At 71.9% G+C, this 20,352-nt stretch carries 25 protein-coding genes; 10 read left to right on the forward strand and 15 right to left on the reverse strand.

The window, feature by feature from the left end:
• Positions 1–58: 58 nt before the first annotated feature.
• Both VM938_04105 and VM938_04110 read right to left on the reverse strand, forming a co-directional pair.
• Positions 59–403 (reverse strand): TraR/DksA C4-type zinc finger protein, encoded by a 345-nt coding sequence (locus tag VM938_04105; protein ID HVF74208.1) that lies wholly within the window; start codon positions 401–403, stop codon positions 59–61.
• Between the two features lie 10 nt (positions 404–413).
• Positions 414–1,124 carry a methyltransferase domain-containing protein gene (locus VM938_04110; GenBank protein HVF74209.1) on the reverse strand — a complete coding sequence of 237 codons (711 nt, stop codon included), beginning with the start codon at positions 1,122–1,124 and terminating at the stop codon, positions 414–416.
• A 58-nt stretch (positions 1,125–1,182) separates the two neighbouring features.
• Here VM938_04110 and VM938_04115 point away from each other — a divergent pair, with 58 nt between their 5' ends.
• The gene (locus VM938_04115) at positions 1,183–2,862 is read left to right on the forward strand and encodes a DEAD/DEAH box helicase (protein ID HVF74210.1); all 1,680 of its coding nucleotides are present in this window, start codon (positions 1,183–1,185) and stop codon (positions 2,860–2,862) included.
• On the opposite strand, the gene VM938_04120 is transcribed toward VM938_04115, so the two are convergent.
• Positions 2,859–3,683 (reverse strand): GNAT family N-acetyltransferase, encoded by an 825-nt coding sequence (locus VM938_04120; protein HVF74211.1) that lies wholly within the window; start codon positions 3,681–3,683, stop codon positions 2,859–2,861. The genes VM938_04115 and VM938_04120 overlap by 4 nt on opposite strands.
• Before the next feature lie 40 nt (positions 3,684–3,723).
• Positions 3,724–5,115, reverse strand: coding sequence for an NAD(P)-binding protein (locus VM938_04125; protein HVF74212.1), 1,392 nt, complete (start codon positions 5,113–5,115; stop codon positions 3,724–3,726).
• A 28-nt stretch (positions 5,116–5,143) separates the two neighbouring features.
• Here VM938_04125 and VM938_04130 point away from each other — a divergent pair, with 28 nt between their 5' ends.
• Both VM938_04130 and VM938_04135 read left to right on the forward strand, forming a co-directional pair.
• Positions 5,144–6,124, forward strand: a complete 981-nt coding sequence (locus VM938_04130) for an NAD-dependent epimerase/dehydratase family protein (protein ID HVF74213.1) — start codon at positions 5,144–5,146, stop codon at positions 6,122–6,124.
• Positions 6,109–6,558: a hypothetical protein gene (locus VM938_04135; GenBank protein HVF74214.1), complete on the forward strand. Its 450-nt coding sequence runs from the start codon at positions 6,109–6,111 to the stop codon at positions 6,556–6,558. Before VM938_04130 ends, VM938_04135 begins: the two co-directional genes overlap by 16 nt.
• On the opposite strand, the gene VM938_04140 is transcribed toward VM938_04135, so the two are convergent.
• The 4 genes from VM938_04140 to VM938_04155 form a co-directional block, all read right to left on the reverse strand.
• Positions 6,551–7,486 carry a hypothetical protein gene (locus VM938_04140; protein HVF74215.1) on the reverse strand — a complete coding sequence of 312 codons (936 nt, stop codon included), beginning with the start codon at positions 7,484–7,486 and terminating at the stop codon, positions 6,551–6,553. The two genes, VM938_04135 and VM938_04140, sit on opposite strands and share 8 nt — an antisense overlap.
• Complete coding sequence (locus VM938_04145) at positions 7,486–7,995, reverse strand: DoxX family protein (protein HVF74216.1); 510 nt, start codon at positions 7,993–7,995, stop codon at positions 7,486–7,488. Before VM938_04145 ends, VM938_04140 begins: the two co-directional genes overlap by 1 nt.
• A gap of 152 nt (positions 7,996–8,147) precedes the next feature.
• A complete protein-coding gene (locus VM938_04150; GenBank protein HVF74217.1) occupies positions 8,148–9,134 on the reverse strand; it encodes a hypothetical protein in 987 nt (328 codons plus the stop codon).
• Between the two features lie 9 nt (positions 9,135–9,143).
• A complete protein-coding gene (locus VM938_04155; GenBank protein ID HVF74218.1) occupies positions 9,144–9,848 on the reverse strand; it encodes a DUF5995 family protein in 705 nt (234 codons plus the stop codon).
• A gap of 42 nt (positions 9,849–9,890) precedes the next feature.
• Between VM938_04155 and msrA the strand changes: the two genes are divergently transcribed.
• Together msrA and VM938_04165 are read left to right on the forward strand one after the other, a co-directional pair.
• A complete protein-coding gene (msrA, locus tag VM938_04160; GenBank protein HVF74219.1) occupies positions 9,891–10,541 on the forward strand; it encodes a peptide-methionine (S)-S-oxide reductase MsrA in 651 nt (216 codons plus the stop codon).
• Positions 10,542–10,564: 23 nt separating this feature from the next.
• Entirely contained in the window at positions 10,565–11,107 is a 543-nt protein-coding gene (locus VM938_04165; GenBank protein ID HVF74220.1) for a carbonic anhydrase, read from the forward strand.
• Positions 11,108–11,111: 4 nt separating this feature from the next.
• On the opposite strand, the gene VM938_04170 is transcribed toward VM938_04165, so the two are convergent.
• Positions 11,112–11,936, reverse strand: a complete 825-nt coding sequence (locus VM938_04170; protein ID HVF74221.1) for a diacylglycerol kinase family protein — start codon at positions 11,934–11,936, stop codon at positions 11,112–11,114.
• Positions 11,937–12,018: 82 nt separating this feature from the next.
• Here VM938_04170 and VM938_04175 point away from each other — a divergent pair, with 82 nt between their 5' ends.
• Both VM938_04175 and VM938_04180 read left to right on the forward strand, forming a co-directional pair.
• Complete coding sequence (locus tag VM938_04175; GenBank protein HVF74222.1) at positions 12,019–12,555, forward strand: type 1 glutamine amidotransferase domain-containing protein; 537 nt, start codon at positions 12,019–12,021, stop codon at positions 12,553–12,555.
• Positions 12,556–12,585: 30 nt separating this feature from the next.
• Positions 12,586–12,786 carry a hypothetical protein gene (locus VM938_04180; protein ID HVF74223.1) on the forward strand — a complete coding sequence of 67 codons (201 nt, stop codon included), beginning with the start codon at positions 12,586–12,588 and terminating at the stop codon, positions 12,784–12,786.
• Positions 12,787–12,816: 30 nt separating this feature from the next.
• Here VM938_04180 and VM938_04185 read toward each other — a convergent pair whose 3' ends face one another.
• A complete protein-coding gene (locus VM938_04185; GenBank protein ID HVF74224.1) occupies positions 12,817–14,043 on the reverse strand; it encodes a diguanylate cyclase in 1,227 nt (408 codons plus the stop codon).
• Between the two features lie 47 nt (positions 14,044–14,090).
• Between VM938_04185 and VM938_04190 the strand changes: the two genes are divergently transcribed.
• Entirely contained in the window at positions 14,091–15,791 is a 1,701-nt protein-coding gene (locus VM938_04190) for a SpoIIE family protein phosphatase (protein ID HVF74225.1), read from the forward strand.
• Here VM938_04190 and VM938_04195 read toward each other — a convergent pair.
• The 4 genes from VM938_04195 to VM938_04210 are packed head-to-tail and all read right to left on the reverse strand — an operon-like array spanning position 15,742 to position 17,568.
• Positions 15,742–15,876 carry a hypothetical protein gene (locus VM938_04195; protein HVF74226.1) on the reverse strand — a complete coding sequence of 45 codons (135 nt, stop codon included), beginning with the start codon at positions 15,874–15,876 and terminating at the stop codon, positions 15,742–15,744. The two genes, VM938_04190 and VM938_04195, sit on opposite strands and share 50 nt — an antisense overlap.
• Positions 15,873–16,637: a metallophosphoesterase gene (locus tag VM938_04200; GenBank protein ID HVF74227.1), complete on the reverse strand. Its 765-nt coding sequence runs from the start codon at positions 16,635–16,637 to the stop codon at positions 15,873–15,875. The genes VM938_04195 and VM938_04200 overlap by 4 nt, the downstream gene beginning before the upstream one ends.
• A complete protein-coding gene (locus VM938_04205) occupies positions 16,634–16,897 on the reverse strand; it encodes a hypothetical protein (GenBank protein ID HVF74228.1) in 264 nt (87 codons plus the stop codon). Before VM938_04205 ends, VM938_04200 begins: the two co-directional genes overlap by 4 nt.
• A complete protein-coding gene (locus tag VM938_04210; GenBank protein ID HVF74229.1) occupies positions 16,894–17,568 on the reverse strand; it encodes a nucleotidyltransferase in 675 nt (224 codons plus the stop codon). Before VM938_04210 ends, VM938_04205 begins: the two co-directional genes overlap by 4 nt.
• Before the next feature lie 56 nt (positions 17,569–17,624).
• Here VM938_04210 and VM938_04215 point away from each other — a divergent pair, with 56 nt between their 5' ends.
• Positions 17,625–17,813 (forward strand): hypothetical protein, encoded by a 189-nt coding sequence (locus VM938_04215; GenBank protein ID HVF74230.1) that lies wholly within the window; start codon positions 17,625–17,627, stop codon positions 17,811–17,813.
• A 51-nt stretch (positions 17,814–17,864) separates the two neighbouring features.
• Entirely contained in the window at positions 17,865–18,908 is a 1,044-nt protein-coding gene (locus VM938_04220) for a hypothetical protein (protein HVF74231.1), read from the forward strand.
• A gap of 325 nt (positions 18,909–19,233) precedes the next feature.
• On the opposite strand, the gene VM938_04225 is transcribed toward VM938_04220, so the two are convergent.
• On the reverse strand, positions 19,234–20,349 hold the full coding sequence (locus VM938_04225; GenBank protein ID HVF74232.1) for an NAD(P)/FAD-dependent oxidoreductase: 1,116 nt from the start codon (positions 20,347–20,349) through the stop codon (positions 19,234–19,236).
• Positions 20,350–20,352: the final 3 nt, after the last annotated feature.

Here is a 20,352-nt window from a genome sequence, read left to right on the forward strand (position 1 = left end):
GCCGTTTTACAGCGCGATTTCGACGCAACTTCGCCACGGCGGGCCTGCGCCTCCAAGCCTACGAGCGGCGTGCCGCGCACGACGTGCACGAAACGGCGTCGGGCAACACCGCCAGGCGTTCGGCCGGGATCGGCACGCCGCAGGAACTGCACACGCCGTAGGTACCGGCGTCGAGCCGGGCAAGCGCCTCGTCGAACGCCGCCAACCGGCTGCGGGCACGCTCCAGCAGGGCGGCGACCCGAGCCCGTTCGAAGCCCACCGTCGAGCCGTCGGGGTCGTGCTCGTCGTCGAGGGCCACGCCCTCGGACGCCGACACGACGGCCGCCAGTTCCTCGGCCAACTCGGCCGCTTGGGCCGCGACGCGCACCCGTTCGGATTCGAGGTGCCGCCGTGCCTCCTCCACCCCGCCGAGCCTACGAGCGGCGCAGCACGTACTGGGCGAAGACGGCGTCGTCGGAGTACGTCGCCTCCTCGACAACGAAGCCCGCCCGTTGGGCCATGGGCTCCAGCAGCCACGTGAACGTGGAGTGCTCGTCGCGCACGTGCTCTTCCAGTTCGACCCGGCTCCACTCCTCGGCGCCGTCGCCGTCGGCGGTGGCGCACCACTGCTCGATGCGCCGCTCTGCGTCGGCGGGCTCGAAGCTGTAGACGACGTCCCACAACCGCAGCACCCCGCCGGGCCGCAGCAGGTCGCGGATGCGCCGTAAGGCGACGCCCTTCCAGAAGTCCGGCAGGTGGTGGAGCGCGTAGCGGGAGTAGACGAGGTCGGCGGGCGGTCCCTGGTGCTCGTAGGTGAGGAACCCGGCCTCCACGACCTCCACGTTGGCAGCGCCCGCTTCACCGACCTTGGTGCGCAGCCGCTGGAGCATGACCGGCGACACGTCGACGGCCACGACACGAGCGCACCACGAGGCGACGGCCAGGGTGAACTGCCCGGTACCCGCGCCGAACTCGACCACGGTGGCCTCCGGGGTGAGCCCCCACTGCCGGCAGCGCGCCACCTCGGCGGCGGCGTCGGCGTCTTCCTTGGTGTCGTACTGCGACACATGGAGCTGGTCGAGGTTCTCTCGACCGGCACTCGCCACCTCGTCGAGCAGCCACCCCGGTCGGCGGTCGGCAGGCACATGAGCATCCTCTCGCGATTCCGAGGACCGGAAGGCGTCATGGCATAGTCGCCTCATCATGACTTCCGATGCACCCGACGGCATTGCCGCGTTCGCGCACCTGGCGCTGCGCCCCGAACTCCTCCAAGCCCTGAGCGAGCTCGGCTACGAAGAGCCCACCCCGATCCAGCGCGAGACGATCCCTCCTCTCGTCGAAGGCCGCGACGTACTGGGCCAAGCGGCCACCGGCACCGGCAAGACGGCGGCCTTCGCCCTGCCCATCCTCGAGCGATTGGTGCCCGGCGGCGCCGACCCTCAGGCACTCGTCCTGGTGCCGACGCGGGAACTGGCCGTACAGGTGTCGGAAGCCGTGCACCGCTACGGCGCCCGCCTCGGCGTGCGGGTGCTGCCCATCTACGGCGGCCAGCCCATCAACCGCCAGCTCCGTGCCCTCGAACGCGGCATCGACGTGGTGGTGGCCACCCCCGGCCGCGCCGTCGACCACATCGCCCGCAAGACCTTGCGCCTGGGCAACCTCACCACCGTGGTGCTCGACGAAGCCGACGAGATGCTCGACATGGGCTTCGCCGACGACATCGAGGCGATCTTCGCCGAGACGCCGGAGAACCGGCAGACCGTGCTGTTCTCGGCCACCCTCCCCCATCGCATCGACGCCATGGCGCGACGCCACCTGCGCAACCCGGTACGCGTGCAGCTCGACCGCCAGGCCTCGCAGTCGGACGGGCCGTCGCTGGTGCGCCAGAGCGCCTACGTCGTGCCCCGAGCCCACAAGCCCGCCGCCCTCGGGCGCATCCTCGACGTGGAGGCGCCCGCCGCGGCCATCGTCTTCTGCCGCACCCGCGACGAAGTCGACCAGCTGACCGAGACACTCAACGGCCGCGGCTACCGGGCCGAGGCGCTGCACGGCGGCATGAACCAGGAACAGCGCGACCGGGTGATGAACCGCCTGCGGGCCGGGACCGCCGAACTGCTCGTCGCCACCGACGTGGCCGCCCGCGGCCTCGACATCGACCAGCTCACCCACGTCGTCAACTACGACGTGCCGTCGGCGCCCGACTCCTACACGCACCGCATCGGCCGCGTGGGGCGGGCAGGCCGTGAAGGCGTGGCCATCACGTTGGCCGAGCCGCGCGAGCACCGCATGCTCAAGACCATCGAGCGGGTGACCAAGCAGCGCATCACCGTGGAGAAGCTGCCGACCATCGCCGACCTCCACGCCCGCCGGTTGGAGATGACCCGCGCCGCGCTGCACGAAAGCCTGGTGGAGGACGACTTCGAGCGCTTCCGGGTCGTGGTCGAGACGCTGACCGACGAGTTCGACGTGATGGAGGTCGCCCTCGCCGCCGTGAAGCTGGCCCACGAGGCGGGCAACGCGGCAGGCGACGACGAGGAGATCCCCGAGTTCACGCCCCGCGCCGACGGCGGCGACACCCGTGGGCCGCGCAAGCCGCAGCCCCGTGGGCCGCGCGGCCCGTCGGTGGGCACGACGCGCGTGTTCGTGGGTGCGGGCCGCAACGCGGGCGTGCGCCCGCAGGACCTGGTCGGCGCCATCACCGGCGAGTCGAGCCTCAGCGGACGCGACATCGGGGCCATCGAGATCTCCGACCGCTTCGCCCTGGTCGAGGTGCCCGAAGCGGCGGCCGACGAGGTCATCGCCGCCCTGCGCACAACCACCATCAAGGGCAAGCGCCCCCCGGTGCGCCGCGAGCGCTTCGAGCAGCCCGGGGGGCGGGCTTAACCGAAGCGGTAGCGCAGGCACTCTCCCGCGGCGCGGTAGCCCATGCGCCGGTAGATGGAGTTCGACACCGGGTTGCCCAAGTCGGTGTAGAGCATGGGGCGGTGGCCTTCGTCGAGCAGGCGCTGCGACAGGGCAGCGACGCACCCACTGGCGTAGCCGGTGCCCCGCCGTTCGGGCGGCGTGTAGACGAAGGCGATGCGCGACACGCCGTCGAGCGGCGTCGATGCCGCGGCGATCGACACCGCCTCGCCGGTGTCCCAGACCCACATCTCCCCCGCGGCCGTGCGCCGCGCCACGAGCGCCTCGATGTCCAACGTCGGCCCGTCGCCCACTTCCACCTGGAAGGCGGTCACCCACTCCACGAGCAGGTCGTGCTCCGCGGGCGTCGCGACGCGCAGCCGGCCTTCCACGCTCGGCAGCACGACCGTGTGCAACTCGTACACACGCATCCCCGAGGTCGGGAATGCCCCGACGCCGACCATCTCCGTCCACTGCCCTGCGAAGCGCGCCGCGGTGGCGGCGTCGCCGTGGATGCCGGGGAGGCGCACCCCGCTGTCGGCGATTGCGGTCACGACAGCGGCGACGGCCTCGGCGGGCATGGGAGTCATGGTGGCGGCGAAGTCGAGCGGCGAGAGGAACACGACGCCCACGACGTCGTCGCCGGCTCGCACCATCCAGTAGCGACCGGGCTCCGGGGCGGCGACGCGGGCGGCAAGCAGCGTCCGAACCAGGTTGTGCATCACCGGGTCGGAGGCGAGGAACGCATCCGCCTTCTCCACGACCTCGTTCGCGTCGTCCGTCGCCTCCACCGTCAGGTCCATGCGGCCATGATGGCCGCGCCGTCCACCGGCCCCGACGGAATTAGCCGGCGCCGACCAAAGCCAACATCTCGTCGCGCGACGGGCCGGGCGCCGGGCGCGGCGTCGCCCGCATCGCCGCGAACGTCTCCTCGATGCGGCGCTGGAGCTCGACGTCGTCGTCGAGCACGGCCGTGCTGTCGAGCAGGCCGATACGCCGCACGTACATGCGGAACACCTCGGCATCGGCCATGGCGACGGCGCCGCCTGCCACCAGGCTGAACAGTGCGTAGTCGCCGTCGTGGTGGGCGAAGTCGACCGGCTCGCCCAGCCACATGCGACGGCGCTGCTCGTCGAGGGCGGTGGCGAGGTCGTAGCGCTCCCGCAAGGCAGGCATCACCGCCGCTGCGTACGCGCTCGACGCGTCGACCACATCGGAGTGGTCGCGCAAGGCCGCGGCCAACGCCGTCGCGTGCACGAAGGCAAAGGCCACGCCGTGCGCCAGCACCGGGTCTGTGTGGCAGAGGGCGTCGCCCACGGGCACCAGGCCCACCGCCGTGGTTGGGCCGTAGTGCCGCAAGGTGTTGCGCAGCCCGGCCATCGGCATCATGTCGGTGATGGGCTCGACCTTCTCCGGGTCGACCCACAGCCGCAGCATGGGGATGCGATCGGCGGCCGCTTCGAAAGCTGCGGCATCGCCGAAGGCCCGCCACTCAGGCACGCCGCTCGGCACCGCCAGCAGGGCGGCGAAGGTGTCGTTGTCGCCGGGGAAGGTGGCGAACCCGAGGTACCCCAGGTCGCCACGCGGACTGAGCAGCCAGGGGCCGTCGGGCAGCTCGAACCCGGGCCGCACCCGGTAGTAACGGTTGTAGTACACGACACCGCAGTCGCTGCTCTCCGCGGGATCGGATTCGACGCCCGCGTCGCGCAGCCACGCCGTCGTCGGGGCCCGCCGTCCCAGGGCGTCGACCACCAGGTCGCCGTCGAGGTCGCCGCCGTCGGTGCGCACTCCCGTCACCCGGCCGCCGTCGAGCACCAAGCCGGTGACTTCGGTGGTTGCTCGCACGTCGATCCGCGGCTCGGCGTCGACGGCGCGGCGCAGGGCCCACTCGATGACGGGACGGCGCACGGCCAAGTAGCGGAGGTCGTCGTCTCCCGGTCGAGGACCGCCGGGCGCCCGGGCGGCGACGTCGACGTCACCGGCCCCGGCCGCCAACAGGTCGGCGAACACGTCGGGCAGGCTGTCGCGCAGTTCCGCTCTCCCGCGCGGCCCGATGGCATGGGGCTGGAGGAAGTGCGGCACGCCGCGGCGCTCCCAGCCGATCGACTCCTGTGACGGCCCGACGTCGAAACCGTCGCGCTCGACCACCGTCACCCGATGGCCGTCACGGGCCAGCCGAAGCGCCGTCGCCAACCCGGCCAGGCTGCCCCCCAAGACCAGCACGGTCGCGCTCATGCCGCGCAGGCTAATAGCGTCGCCTTTCATGCGACTGCTGGTGCTGGGAGGAACGTCGTTCGTCGGGCGGCACATCGTGGAGGCTGCCCTCGACGGCGGCCACGACGTGACCTTGTTCAACCGGGGCCAGACGAACCCCGGGCTGTTCGACGGATGCGAGCAGCGCCACGGCGACCGCGACAAGGGCGACTACGCGTCGCTCGCCGACGGCACGTGGGACGCCGTGCTCGACGTCAACGCCTACATCCCCCGCGTGGTTCGTGAGGTGGCCGCGGCCCTCGACGGACGGGTCGGGCACTACACGTTCGTCTCCACCGTGTCGGTGTACGTGGTGTCGGGCGACGATTCCGTCGACGAGTCGACGGAGCTGGCGACGCTCGACGATCCCACCACCGAGGTGGTCGACAACGAGACGTACGGCGGCCTGAAGGTGTTGTGCGAACGGGAGGTCACCGCCGCCTTCCGGGGCCGGTCGACGATCGTGCGGCCTGGCATCGTGGCCGGCCCCTTCGACCCCACCGACCGCTTCACCTACTGGGTACGGCGGGCGGCGCGAGGCGGCATTGTGGCCGCCCCCGCCCGGCCCGATCAGCCGGTGCAAGTGGTGCACGCGCGAGACCTGGCCGACTTCACGGTGGGCGCCACCGCCGAGGGCCTCGAAGGCCCCTTCAACGCCGTCGGTCCCACCGAGCCGATGACGCTCGCGGGCCTCATCGAGGCATGTGCCGCGGCGGCGCGCAGCGACGTCGAAGTCGAGTGGGTCGACGAAAGCTTCCTGCGCGAGCAGCGCGTGCGCATGCCGTTGTACGTGCCGTCACACGCGCAACTCGACGGCGTGTTCCGATGCTCGCCCGCCAAGGCGCTGGCGGCCGGCCTTCACAACCGGCCGGTCACCGAGACGGCGGCCGACACGTTGGCGTGGGACCGCACCCGCGGCGACACGGCCATGGAAGGTGCGCCGACGCCCGAGCAGGAGGCCGCCCTGCTCGAGGCGTGGCGCACCCAGTGAAGCGGGGCTACCTGGCCTCGGTCGTCGGGGCCTTGCTCGGCGCCGCCGCCTTGGGACTGACAGGCGTCTTCGTGGCCTTGGTCCTGGCGGGCAACGCCACACAGGACAACGACGGCGACGCCTTCGGCGAGCTCTTCGGCGACCTGTTGGGCATCGTCGTGGTGGGCATCCTGTTGGCCATGGCGGGCCTGTGGATCGGCGCCGCCCTGGGCTGCTGGTTGGGCCTGAAGGTGGCGGGCCATCCCCGCCAGGCCCGCACCGGGGTGGTGCTCGGCGTGCTGCTGCCGCCGTGGGTGATCGGCTTGGCCGTGGCCCTGGGGGCGGCGTTCGGGGAGGTGCCCGACCTGGTTGTCGGCGCCGCGTCGGCCGCCACCGTCGTCGGCGCGCCGGTCGCCGCCCGTTCGCTGGCGATGCGCGGCAGCGAGGTCAGCTGAAGCGTTCGGAAGGCTGCGTGTCGAACGTCAGCAGCACTTCCCAACGCCCGTCGCCCCGCCGCTGCGGGCCGCGCATGCGCTCGCGCAACTCGTCGGCCGGCCCTTCGATGCGGATGCCGTTGGCCGACAACACCCGCTTGGTCGGCACCGCGTCGGGGTCGAGGGCGACGGCAGGCCGGCGCTGCGCCCGCAGCTCGCTCTCCACCTCGTCGCGGTAGGGCGAGAAGTCGGGCACGTCCTCGGCGATCCAGTCGAGGGCTTCGTCGACCTGCGTGGGCCGGCGCCGGGCCAGCGACTCGGCCACCTCCTCGGCGGCGTCGGGCAGGCGCGAGGTGACGGCCGTGACCATGGCGGCCACTGCCCGCTTGGGCGCCTGGTCCTGGCGCAGGCCCAGCGCGGTGAGGAAGTAGAGGGCGCCCACGTCGAGCTGGTCGCCCACCACCACGTCGCTCTCGGCCCGCGGGTCGGGGAACAGCGCCCCCTTCTGCAGGCGGCCCGGCGCGTCGAGGGCGTCCTGCACGGCGCCCAGCCGGGCCCGGCCCTGCGTGCGTTGCAGGTAGCCGAGCCGTTCGGCGGTGACCTGCAACTTGAGCACGGCAGCCATGGCCTGGCCGTCCTCGTCGACGCCGTGCAGCGCCACCAACAGGCCCGCGGGCGTGCGGAAGTCCATGCCATCCAAGAGAGTTGCCGCCAGTTGGTTGGCCGAGGCCAGGAACTGCTGCTCGCTCCCCGTCCGCAAGGCCTCGAACCGCTCCTGCGCCGTGTCGTCGACGAACGACGTGGGCGGGCTCTTGGCCGCCAGCGCGGCCAGCGTGTCGAGGTGGGCGTCGAGGTACTCGGCCGTGGTGGCGTCGACCTCTTCCAGCGCGAGGGGATCGAGGGACCGACCGACCTCGACCAACCCGTAGGCAACGCGCAGGATCGCCATCAGGCGGGGCGCCGCCAGAAGGCGAGCAGGTAGGCGGCCGTTCCGCCGATGCCGACCACGGCGGCGACCAGCAGGGCCTGGCCGGGGTCGAAGGCGAACGACACGTCGAGGGCGTCGTCGAGCGACCACTCCCCCGGGCCGAAGGTGGCCAGCGCCAGGCCGAGCACGGCGAGGGTCATGACGTACTCCCACCCCTCGGTAGGCCGGGCGGTGATGAAGAAGCCCTTGTCGCGGTGGTTGGTGAGATAGGCCACGAGCATGAGCGACACCACCACGCCGTAGGCGGCGGGCGTGAGCAGCCCGAGGGCCAGGACGGGCGCGATGCCCACCTCGCTCCACGTCAGCAGTTGCGCTTGTAGGCCGCCGTACTTCAGGCCCAGGCTCTCCAACCAGTTGGCCATGCCGGGGCCCGATCGCAGGGCCTTCACGTGCTTCCACCCGTGGGCGAACATCACGAGGGCGATCCAGACGCGCGCCAGCAGCAATGAGAAGTTCACGGCGTTCGACATCGCGGGCGACCCTATCCGTGGCGGAAGGTGATGCTGATCCTCGGGCCTGCCGACGCCACCTTGGGCACCGTGTGCTCCCACGTGCGCTGCAGGGTGCCGCCGGTGACCAGCAGGTCGCCGTGGCGCAGGTCGAGCAGGCGGCTGCGGCTACGTCAGGCGGTTACGGGTGCAGGGAAGTGCACGTAGTGCTCGATCAACAGCTTGCCCAGGTCGCCGTCCGACAGGGCCGCGTCGACGCCGCCGAGGTCGGCCTTCAACGTGTCGAGGATGACCTCCAGGGTGAGGTCGTCGCGGTGATCCGCCCATGCGGCGCGCTCGGCCTCGTCGGCGAAGCAGTACGCCTTCCACGACACCGAGTACCGCAGGTCGTCGGTGGCGTACTCGGCGATGCGCTCGTCGCCGTCGCGCACCGACCACCGGTCGCCGCCGTCGTGGTGCAGGCGCATGCCCGGCTTGATGCGCGGGAGGGCGCTGTCGTCACCCAGCACCCGGTCGACTCCGTGGAACACGGTGTCGGTGTCGAGCATGGCGGCGGTGTTGTGGCAAGGGGCGTAGGTGGCGGCGGGGCCTGCGGCGCCCTCGGGGTAGTAGGCGAGCTCGCCGCCCCGCCCGCCGCCGAAGTAGGCGATGCCGGTGGCGATCGGCATGCGCCACCGCTCGAACAGCCCCGAGTGGCGAGCCACCACCAGGAGCCACTGGGGCACCACCTTGCGGTTGGCGCCGCGGAACTCGGGCACGTCGGTGTGCACGGCCAGTTCCTGGCCGGGCAGCAACAGGTTGGCGTAGACGATGGCGGGCACCACGACCGGCCTGCCGTGCAGTTCCCGGGCCGCCTCGGCCAGGCGCTCGCTCTGCCACAGCACCTCGACGCCCTCGGCGTAGACGTCGTCGCCGTAGGCGTAGGTCTCGCGGAAGTAGTTGGTGCGCGCCGCCCGCACGGCGAGCGGTTCGTCGGTGCGGCCGAAGCGGCCGCCGGTGCGCACGAAGTTCACGGCGGCGTCGTAGCGCTGGGCCAGGTCGGGAGCGAACGAGGTCTCGAAGCCCTCGTTGGAGTACAGGCCGTAGCTGCCGAAGCGGAACCAGAGGTCGACGACCGCCTCGGCCTCGTCGGGCGACAGCAGCGGGTCGAGGACGATCATGGCGTGACGCTAGGCCAGCGGGCCGAGCAGTGCTCGGGTGACCTTGACCGGGTCGTGCTGCTCGAAGCGGCGCAGCAACGGCACGGCCAGCGAAGCGGGGAAGGCGGGCTGGGTGACGAGGTAGGCGAGCACCGTCACCAAGCGGTCGAGCTCGGCGGCGTAGGAGGTGCGGCCCGCGGCGTCGAGGGGCAGCATGCGGCGCGAGGCGTCCCACGCCTGGTCGCGAGCGACCCGCAGGGAGAAGTTGAACAGGCGCCCGCCGCCCAGCCGGGCCGCCTCGTTGGTCCAGCGCGACACGCGGTCGAGGTCGCGCAACACGACCGTGTAGGTCGAGGCCAGCACGGCGTTGACGGCCAGGAAGTCGGCACGGGCGGCGTTCACGTCGACCACCGCCAACGGGAGGTCGTGGTTGACGTGGGCATTGATGCCGAGCAGCAGGTGCTGCACGATCAGCAGGCGCTCGTCGCCCGCCACGTCCCACGAAGCCCGCCAACAGGCGGGCGCCGCCGCCCGGTCGGAGAAGGCCGTGAGGTAGTAGCCCGCAAAGGTGGTGGCGAAGGCTGTCATGCGCTCGCCGTCCTCGAACGTGCCCCCGGCCGCGGCCCGGGCGATCTCGGTGGTCACGCGTGCGTACAACGCCGGGAAGTAGCCGGTGGCGTCGGTCGCCTGCAGTGCGATCCCCCGCAGGTCGGCCACGGTCTGGTCGAGCCCCATGGCGCGGCAGCGTAGGGAATGGAGGTCACTAGCGTGGAAGCCATGTCGTTCTTCCGTCGCCCGCTGTCGATGCCTGGTCCCGACGAGGCGCTGCCCGGCCGCGGCGAACGGATGCCGGTGGCCGAGCGCCACCTCGTCCTCGGCACGCCGATGGCGCGGCCGTTCCCCGACGGCATCGAGACGGCGGTGTTCGGCATGGGGTGCTTCTGGGGAGCCGAGCGCTTGTTCTGGCAGGTGGAGGGCGTGTTCACCACCGCGGTGGGCTACGCGGGCGGCCTCACGCCCAACCCCACGTACCAAGAGGCGTGCAGCGGCATGACCGGCCACACCGAGGTGGTGCTGGTGGCCTACGACCCCACCGCGGTCGGCTTCGAGGAGCTGCTGCGGGTGTTCTGGGAGGGCCACGACCCCACGCAGGGCATGCGGCAGGGCAACGACGTGGGCACCCAGTACCGATCGGCGCTCTACACGACGACCGACGTGCAGCGGAAAGCGGCCGAGGCGTCGCGGGTGGCCTATCAAGAGCGGCTGCACGCCGCGGGCCACGGCGACATCACCACCGAGGTGCGCGAGGCGCCGGAGTTCTTCTACGCCGAGGACTACCACCAGCAGTACCTGGCCAAGAACCCGGGCGGTTACTGCGGCATCGGGGGCACCGGGGTGGCCTGCCCCGTCGGACTCGCCACCGACTGACCGGATTCGCCAGGATTGGCGGCGTGACCGCCTTCGACGACCTCCTTGCCGCCAACGACGATCACGTGGCCCGGTTCACCACCGGGATGCTGCCCGCCCCGCCCGCCCGGGCGCTGGCCGTGCTCACGTGCATGGACGCCCGCATCCTGCCCTTGGACGCGATGGGCCTCGCCGTCGGCGACGCCCACGTGGTGCGCAACGCGGGCGGGCGCGTGACCGACGACGCCCTGCGGTCGCTGCTCGTCAGCGCGCACGCCATGGGCGTGCGCAAGATCGCCGTCATCCACCACACCGAGTGCGGCGTGGCGAAATCGACCGACGAGGAGTTCCGGCAGTTGGTGCTCGACGCCACCGGCCACGACCCCGACCCCATCCGCCTGCTCGCCATCGCCGATCCCGACCAGGCCTTGGCCGACGACGTGCGCACCTTGGCCACCTCCCCCCTCCTGCCCGAGGGCACCGAGGTCGCGGGCTTCCGCTACGACATCCGCACCGGCCGCCTCCACCTCGTTTCTGGTCCGGGAATCCCGCGCCAGAGCGCGGGATTCCCGGACCAGAACCACTGAGCAGCTACGGCACCAACACGGTCAAGGCGCCGGGCAGCACCTCGTAGCGGAGCGGGTTCTCCAGGCGGACCACTTCGCCGTCGAGGGCCACGTCGACGAACGACCGGTTGAGCACGTCGATGTCGATGGTGTCGACCAGGCGCTGCACCAACAGCGGTGACCGGCCCAGGCGGCTGAACAGCAACGCGGCCACGGCCCGGGTGCGCGCCAGGGGCCGGTCGGCCCGCATGACCCGCACGTCGAGCGTCTGCTCGTCGAGGGCGTCGCGGGTGAGGTCGTCGCCGTAGCGGCCGTTGCCCACGAACACCAGCCACGCCCGGTACGTCACGCCGCCCACCCGCACCCGGAAGCGATGGCCCTTGCGGGCCTGCGCCCAGGCGGCGGACAGGTCGGCCATGGCCCGCGGCAGCCGCGACGACCGCCGCCGCCGCTCCCGCACCAACGCGGCGTAGAAGCCGATGCTGGAGTTGTTGACGAACACCCGGCCGTTCACCTGGCCCAGGTCGACCGTCGACAGGTTCGACGCCGCCGCGGCGTCGGCCAGCGTCTCGATCCCCAGGTGGCGGGCGAAGTGGTTGCGGGTGCCCGCGGGCACGGCCAGCAGCGGCACCCCGGTGCCCGCCAGCACGGCGGCGGCGGCCCCGATGCTGCCGTCGCCTCCGGCCACCCCGACGAAACCTGCGCCGTCGGCCAGCGCCTGTTCGACCGAGGCGCGCAGGCCCTCACCCTCGCATTCCACCAGTCGGTGGCCGGCAAAGCAGCGGGCCAGTTCGTCGCCCACATCGCCACGGCCCGACTGCGGGTTCACGAACACCACTCCGGGCCGCATCTGGGAATCCTGCCACGGCGTCATCACGCACCTCGTCGGGTAAGTAGGGTCAAGACCTTCAGCGGAGAGGGGAGAGCGCTCTATGGGGAGAGTCGCATTCGTCCTGGCCGACGACTTCGAGGACAGCGAGTTCCGTGTCCCGTACGACCGGCTGATCGAAGAGGGCCACGTGGTCACCGTGGTCGGGCGCACAGCGGGCAAGGCGGTGACAGGTAAACGCGGGAAGGAAACCGTCACGCCCACCGCGTCGGCCGACACGGTGAGCGCGGCCGACTTCGACGCCCTCGTCATCCCCGGGGGGTACTCCCCCGACAAGCTGCGCATGGACGAGGGCATCGTGAAGTTCGTCAAGGGCTTCTTCGGCAGCGACAAGCCCGTCGCCGCCATCTGCCACGGCGGCAGCCTGTTGGTGGAAGCCGATGCCGTGGAAGGCCGCACGGTGACGTCGTGGCCCTCGGTGCGCACCGACCTGGTCAACGCCGGGGCCGAGTGGGTCGACGAGGAGGTCGTGGTCGACGGCAGCCTGGTCACCTCTCGCCAGCCCGAAGACCTGCCCGCCTTCACCGAGGCCATCCTCGACAAGCTCGACGCCACCCGGCGCATGCCCGCCGACGTGTAGCGGGCCGATGTGCAGGGGTACCGGTGCCACATGACCGAGCACACGAAGCCCAACGAGGAGACCCGCCAGGCCGACCGCGACGCGCTCAACGCCGAGCACACGGCCGGGCAGGAGCCCACGCCGGAAGAGGAGCAGGCCGCCGAGCGCAACACGGTCAGCCCCGAGACGCCTGAGCACTACCAGGAGATGACCGAACGGGGCGCCAACCAGCAGGGCGAAGGCCGTATCTGATCGTTCGAAAGGTGCGGGGCTTCGGCTCGATTACGAGCCGGCGCCCCGCACGTTTCGCGTCTTGCCTGCGAGCATGCGGACGTCGGCGGCGGCCAGCAGCACGTCGATGTCGTCGCCGTCGTCGGGGAACGTGGCCGCCCCCCACGTGAACGAGGGGGCACCTGCCTGGGCCACGCGGGCCAGCGCCGTCTCCGTGGTGCCCTCGGCCGATTCCGGCAGCAGCACCACGAACTCGTCGCCGCCGATGCGGTAGGCGGCGTCGCCCACCCGCAGCGAGCGCTCCAACGCCACCCCCAACGACCGGAGGCGGGCGTCGCCTGCGGCGTGGCCGTCGCGGTCGTTGACCAGCTTGAGCCCGTCGAGGTCGGCCAGCACCACCGTGAACCGGCGCCGGTGCCGGGTAGCCCGGCCGATCTCCCGGCGCAGGTCGCGCTCCAGCGCCCGCCGGTTCAACAGCCCCGTCAAGGGATCGACGTAGGCCTGCGTCTCCAGCCGTTGGGCGATGCGCGACACGGCCACGCCCATGCCCCGGTCGACGATCATGTTGAGCCGGTCGAACGTCTCGGTCTCCTCCCCCGGCGGCAGCGCCCCCGCCAGCCGCCGCCGCAGCGCCTCGCGCAGGCAGACGAACTGGCCGACGGCCGATTCCACCGAGCTCACCGACATGGCGAAGACCTCGGCCACCTTCTCGATCTCGGGGTCGGGCCCCCATCCCAGCGGCTGGGGCCTGCGCAGGGCGTCGGCCACCGCCCGCACGATGGCCTCGGCGATGGGTGGCTCGGCCTCGGGGCCGAGCAACGGGTCCCACCGGCATAGCTCCTGCCACGCCTGCACGACGGCGGCGACAGCGCCCTCCAGTAGCTCGACGGCTGCGGGCGGTGCCTCTTCGTCGACCTCCGTGGGCAGGTGCAAGGCGCTGATGACGGCCTCCACGTCGCCCCGCACGACGTGGGCCCCCACACAGACTGCCTCGTCGTCGGGCGCCACGGTGACCACCACGGGCACCTCGGGCAGCAGCCGGTCGAGGTCGTCGCACACAGCCGCTGCACCGCCCTCGGGCAGGTCGCCCGCTACCACCACGCCGTAGACGGTGCGGGCGCCTTGTTCGTCGGCCAGCAGCCGCCGCGCCTGTTCCGGCGACGACGACTCCAGCACCCGCGCACCGTCGACCTCCAGCCCCAGCCGGAGCAGCCGGCGCATGGCGGGATCAGGGTCGACCACGAGGACGGTGGGGCGCGCGGTGGTATCGGAACTCATCTGGTCTCCTGTGTTCCCCGACAAGGCACAGTAGATTCGGGTTTGTCATGCATCCTGCTGTCGACCACCCGACGCGGGGCGCCCGAGACACGTTTTCCGTCCTCGCCAGAGCCGCTCGGGCCCTCTACGCCGAGCGCGACCGTGACCGGCTCATGGGGTGGGCCACCACGGCCACCCGCGACCTCACCGGCGCCTCGGCCGCCGCCCTGTTCCTCGGCGGCCCTGACGGCACGTCGGAGTGGGCGGTCGACGGCCCGCCCGACCTCTCCGCCCTGGTCGACCCTCGCTCCCACACGGCGCTGCGCCGGGCTTGGCAGGGCGACGCCACCGTGCGCTGCGACGACGTGCCCGAGGCCATGGAGACGGCCTCCATCGCCCGCTGCATGCCCGACCTGCGCTCCCTGGCCGCCGTCCCCGTCGTGCGCACCGACGGCACCCCGTGCGGCGTCCTGCTCATCGGCGACTACGAACCGGGCGCCTTCGACGACGACGACGTGGCTGCCGCCGAGGTCATGGCCGCCCACCTGGGCGTCGCCCTCGACAACCACGCCCAGCTCAAGGCCCTCGACGAGGCTCGCAGCGTCCAGCGCCAGGTGGTCGAGCAGCTGCAGGAAGCGGTGCGCCCCCCGATGCCGTCGCTCCCCGACACCGAGCTCGGCGTCTCCTACCGGCCCGCCGACCCCGGCGCACCCACGGGCGGCGACCTCTACGACTGGGTGCTGCTGCCCGACGGCCGCCTGCACATCGCCGTCGTCGACGTCATGGGCAAAGGCGTGGGCGCCACCAAGGACGCCGTGGCCGTCACCCACGTGCTGCGCCTGCTCGTGCTCGACGGCTGCCCCCTCGAAGACGTGGTGGCCCGGGCCGACAGCATCGTCACCGCCCAGAACCCCGAGTTGGTGGCCACGCTCATCCTGGCCCACTACGACCCCCGCTCCCGCGAGCTGGTGCTGGCGGGAGCGGGCCACCCGCCCGCCCTGCTCGTCTCCAACGGCGTCGCCCGCGAACTGCCGGCCCACGGCGTGCCCATCGGCTGGCCCGGCGCAGGCACCGACGAGTTGGTGCGGGTGACCCTTGAGCGGGGCGACACCGTCGTCCTCTACACCGACGGCCTCATCGAAGCGACCAAGGACATCCTCGCGGGCTTGGAGGACCTGGCCCGCTACGGGGTGGAGACGGCCACGTACCCGGCCGCCCAGCAGGCCCGGGTGCTGGTGGAACGCGCCCTCACCGGGGCCGCCCGCCGCGACGATTCCCTTGCCGTCGTCCTGCGCTGCCGCCCTGCGCCAGTGGCCACCACCATCGCCCTCGGCCCCTTCGAGCACCACCTCTCCCCCAGCCCGGCCACCGTTTCCTTGGCCCGCAACCTGCTGCGGGAGTGGCTGGTGCGGGTGCCGGTGGAAGACGACGCCGTGCACGACCTCCTGCTGGTGGCCACCGAGTTGTGCGCCAACGCCGTCGAGCACGCCCGCTGGGACAACGGCGGCGTGGCCTTGCGGGCCGAAGTCGACGGCCCCGACATCGTGCTGGAAGTGGTCGACGACGGTGGCGGGCTGAGTTGGCCGCACGTCGACGTGGAGCCGCCCGACGCCGAGGCCGAACAGGGCCGAGGCCTGTGGCTGGTGCACACGCTGGCCGACGAGGTGGTGCCCGACTTCGAGGGGGCGCACACCACGGTGCGGGCCCGCCTGCGCAACGTCAGCTCTGCTCGTCGTCCGCCAGTCGCTCCCGCTCCTCCGCCGGCCTGAGCTCGTCGCCCAGTTCGGCCACGCGGCGCTCGCGCTCGTCGTCGGGAACCGGGGCCAGCGGCGCTTCCTTGTCGCCGCCGCTCACGCGTGCGCTCCCGCCGGGGTGCCGCAGCTGACCTCGCCGCCACGGTCGAGGCAGTAGACCGAGTACGCCTTGCGCAGCACGGGCTGGGCCACGTTGCGCACGGTGATGCCCCCGGGGGTCACGCCCTTTTCCGAGCCGCCGTGGGCATGGCCGTGCAGGGCCAGGTCGGCCCCCGCCCGGTCGACGGCCTCGGCCAAGTAGTAGCTGCCGAGGAACGGGTAGATCTCCAAACGCTCGCCGCGCAGGGTCGACTCGACGGGGGCGTAGTGCATGAGGGCGATGCGCACGTCGGCGTCGCGGATCTCCTGCAAGGCCTTCTCCAGCCTGGCCGCGGTGTCGATGGAATGGCGGACGAACGCCTTGGCCGCGGGCTCGCCGAACTCGGAGGCGCAAGCACCGGCGAAGCCGCCACCGAAGCCCTTGGCCCCGGCCACGCCCACGGACACGCCGTCGACTCCGACGACGGCAGCGTCGCCTTCGAGCACCTGCACGCCGATGCCCGCCAACGACTTCACCACGTAGTCCTCGCAGTCGGACTCGTAGTCGTGGTTGCCGAGCACGGCGAAGGTGGGCACCTCGTCGGGCAACCCCCGCAGTTCGTCGCACAACACGTCGGCCTCCTCAGGCAGGCCCCGCTTGGTGAGGTCGCCCGCCAACAGGAAGACGTCGGCCCGCTCGGGCAGGTGCTCGAGGTGACAGCGCACGCGGCCCACCGAGTCGGCGCCGACGTGTACGTCGCCCACCGCCGCCACCCGGATCACGACAGGTGCTCCTCGTCGGACATCTCGTCGTACTCCGCCACCGTGGCCTCGTTGTGCAACTCGTAGTCGGGCAGCAGTTCGCCCACCACGTCGGCCACGGCGGCGTACCGCTCCCGGGTCGACACGGTGCCGGTGACGAAGACCTTGCCGCCCGCGATGGTGAGGTGCAGCCCTTGTTCGCTCACCCGTGGATCGCAGGCCAGCGCCTCTTCGACGTGGCCCACCAGGTAGTCGACGGGGCTGTTCTGTTCGAGGGTCATGAGGCGTCGGGGTCGTCGATGAGGCGGAACAGTTCCCGCACCGGCTTCCAGGGCACGACGAGGTCGTTGGACTGGGCGTACAGCAACAGGCTCAGCACCCGCCGCACGCCCTTGCGGGCCCGGCGCACGAGGTAGTCCCAGTCGAGCTCTTCGCAGGTAGCCAGCAGGCCCAGGGCGTCGTACCAGTGCCGCGGCATGTGCTCGCCGTGCACGACGGCCTTGATGACCAACAGGTCCTCGGGCGGGATGATGAAGAGCTGGCGCCCCCGGAACTCGCGGCGCTGGGCTCGGGCCAGCATCTCGTCGTCGACGTAGATGTCGCCGGTGGAGCGGAAGATGATGTCGATGAGCTGGCCGTGCTTGGAGGCCTTGAACAGCCAGTCGGGGAAGGTCTCTTCTGTCTCGAAGCCCCGCAGGGCCAAGGCATCGAGGACCCGCCTGGCGTCCTGGGGCTTCACGAACAGGTCGATGTCGTGCGTCCAGCGGGGGCGGCCCCAGCACGCCGAGGCGATGCCGCCCATGAGGACGTAGGGGACCTCGTCGGCGTCGAGGGCGTCGACCGTCTCGTCGAGGGCGGCCAGGAACTCGGCCTCGTCGGCCGCAGCGGCCGCCACCGTGTCGCGGACCCGTTGTTCGTCCTCGGAGATCTGCTCGGCTGCAAGACTCGCCATCGCGTCTAGGGGGTACCCCCTTGCCAGGAGCAGGCAAACGGTCAGGAGGCCACGCCATGTCCGACGACATCGTCCCCGCTGCCAACGAAGCGGACGCCATGGAGCAGGAGCAGTTGCTGCAGGACCCGCTCGCCGAGGGCGCCGTCGACGTCGACCTCGGCATCGTGCCCGACGCCAACGAGGCCGACCTCATCGAGCAGGCCCAGCCCGGCCCGCTGCTCGACGAGGACGAAGCCCGGGAGTAAGCCGGGGCCGCACAGGTGTCGCCCTCGTCGCGGGAGGGAACGCCTGGGGCGATGCCCCGCCTCCGCCGAGTCGACTGTTCCATGCCCGGGATCCGGCGCCGGCGCGCCGGGCGCGGGTTCACCTACGTCGATGCCTTCGGCCAGAAGGTGAGCGAGCCGGCGGTGATCGACCGCATCCGCGCCTTGGCCATCCCGCCCGCCTGGACCGACGTGTGGGTGTGCCCGTTGGCCAACGGCCACATCCAGGCCACCGGGGTGGATGCCCGGGGCAGGCGCCAGTACCGCTACCACGACGCCTGGCGGCTGCGGCGGGACCAGGAGAAGTTCGACCACATGATCGCCTTCGGCCGGGCCTTGCCCGCCATGCGCAAGGCCATCTGCGCCGACCTGGCTCGCGACGACCTGTGCCGGGAGCGGGTGCTGGCCTGTGCCACCCGGCTGCTCGACCTCGGCTTCTTCCGAATCGGCACCGAGGGCTACGCCGAGCAGAACCAGACCTACGGGCTGGCCACCATCCGCAAGGAACACGTGACGGTCGGCCCCGGCGACCTGGTGTCGTTCGACTACATCGCCAAGTCGGGCAAGCGCCGGCTGCAGTCGATCGTCGACCCCGACGTGGCCGAGGTCATCCGCACGCTGAAGCGGCGCCGGGCGGGCGGGCCTGAGCTGCTGGCCTACCGGCGCGACGGCGGCGGGTGGGCCGACGTGCGCTCGGCCGACATCAACACCTACGTGAAGGCGGTGACCGGCGGGGAGTTCACGGCCAAGGACTTCCGCACCTGGAACGCCACCGTGCTGGCCGCCGTGGGCCTGGCCGTGTCGACCACCGTGACCTCGGCGACCGGCCGCAAGCGGGCCGTGGCCCGGGCGGTCAAGGAGGTGGCGTATTACCTGGGCAACACGCCCGCAGTGTGCCGGGCCTCCTACATCGACCCCCGGGTCATCGACCACTACCAAGCGGGCACCACCGTCGCCGACGTGCTGCACCGGCTGGGCCAGGACGCCGAGTTCGGCCAGTTGTCGACCCAGGGCGACATCGAGCGGGCCGTGCTCGACCTGCTCGACGAACCGGCCGCCGACGCCGCCGCCGCCTGAGCTTCGAGCTCCTCGCGAGTTTCCGCCCGAGACGCGCAGAAGCCGCCAACCCGTGAGGGCCAGCGGCTTTTGCTCACACACTGGGGGGGCCGATCGATACGGCGCCCCCAGTGTGTGGGGCTCCCGGGGGGCGGGACAACAACTTTCTGCCCCAGCTTGGCGACCGCAAAACCAGATTTTCGAAAATTTCTCGAAAATCGTCAGGAGCCGAGCCGAAGGCGAGGCGACCAATGAGCACAGCGCCCGTCTCGGCGGCCGTAGGCCGTCGAGAACCACCTGCGGCGCGCGGCGGGTGAGCTGGCCGCACAACTCCTAAAAGCCCTGGTCAGCCGGGTGGAGCAATGGTGTTGTCGACGGGTTCGCCCTCGTCGAGGTGCCCCTGCTGGATGAAGGTGTGCTCGTCGCCACCCTCGGTTCGGGTGCGGATGCCGTCGATCTCGTCCCCGAGCTCGTCGAGGCGGGCGGCGGCGGGCCGTTCGGCATCTTGGTGCTGGGTCATAGGCCCCTCGTACCCCGGCACCGCCCCCTCCCATCCCGGCCGCAGCCCGCCCTCGCCCCGCAGCGACTGGGCGCAGGCCACCCCGGCCATGGTGCCCTTGGCGGCGGCCACCTGCACCAGTTGGAGCCCGGGGGTCATGTCGCCCGCGGCGTAGACGCCGGGCACGTCGGTGGCGCCTTGGTGGTCGACGCCCGTGCAGCCCTCGTCGGAGCGACGGCAGCCCAGTTGCAGGTCGAGGTCGGATGACGGCACGTGGGCGATGGAGAAGAAGGCCAGCCGGCAGGGCACCACGGCGCCGCTGCGCATGCGAACGCCCTGCAGGTCGCCGCGGGTGCCCAGCAGCTCGACGGCGTCGTCCTCCAGCACCCGCACCCCTTGGGCGGCCAACCGCTCCCGGTGCCAGGCGTCGCCTTCGAAGCGGCGGCCGTCGGTGACCACGGTGACCGACGCCGCCCAGCCCAGGAGGGTCAGGGTGAAGCCCACCACCTGCTCGCTCCAGCCGAAGGCCACCACCGTCTGGTTGCGGGACTCGTAGCCGTCGCAAGTCGGGCAGTGGAAGACCGAGGCGCCGTAGTGCTCGAAGAAGTTCTCCACCTCGGGGAACACGTCGCGCACGCCGGTGGCCAGCACCACCCGCTTGGCCCGCAACGGCTCGCCGTCCTCCAGGTCGAGGGTGAAGGTGCCGTCGTCCTCCCGCCGGGCCGAGGTGGCACGGGCGGCGCAGACCTCGGCCTCGGGGTAGCGCAACAGGTCCTCACGGGCCTGCTCCAGGAAGTGCGCGGGGTTCATGGGGTCGGAGCCCAGGTAGCCGTGGGCGTCGTCGACCCAGCGGTTGCGGTGCTCGCCGCTGTCGAGCACGACGACGTGGCGCTGGTAGCGGGCCAGCCACAGTCCGGCACTCAGGCCCGCGGGCCCGCCGCCCACCACAACGGCGTCGTGCACGGG

It is taken from the genome of Acidimicrobiales bacterium (assembly GCA_035536915.1).
GTDB lineage: Bacteria > Actinomycetota > Acidimicrobiia > Acidimicrobiales > JAHWLA01 > JAHWLA01.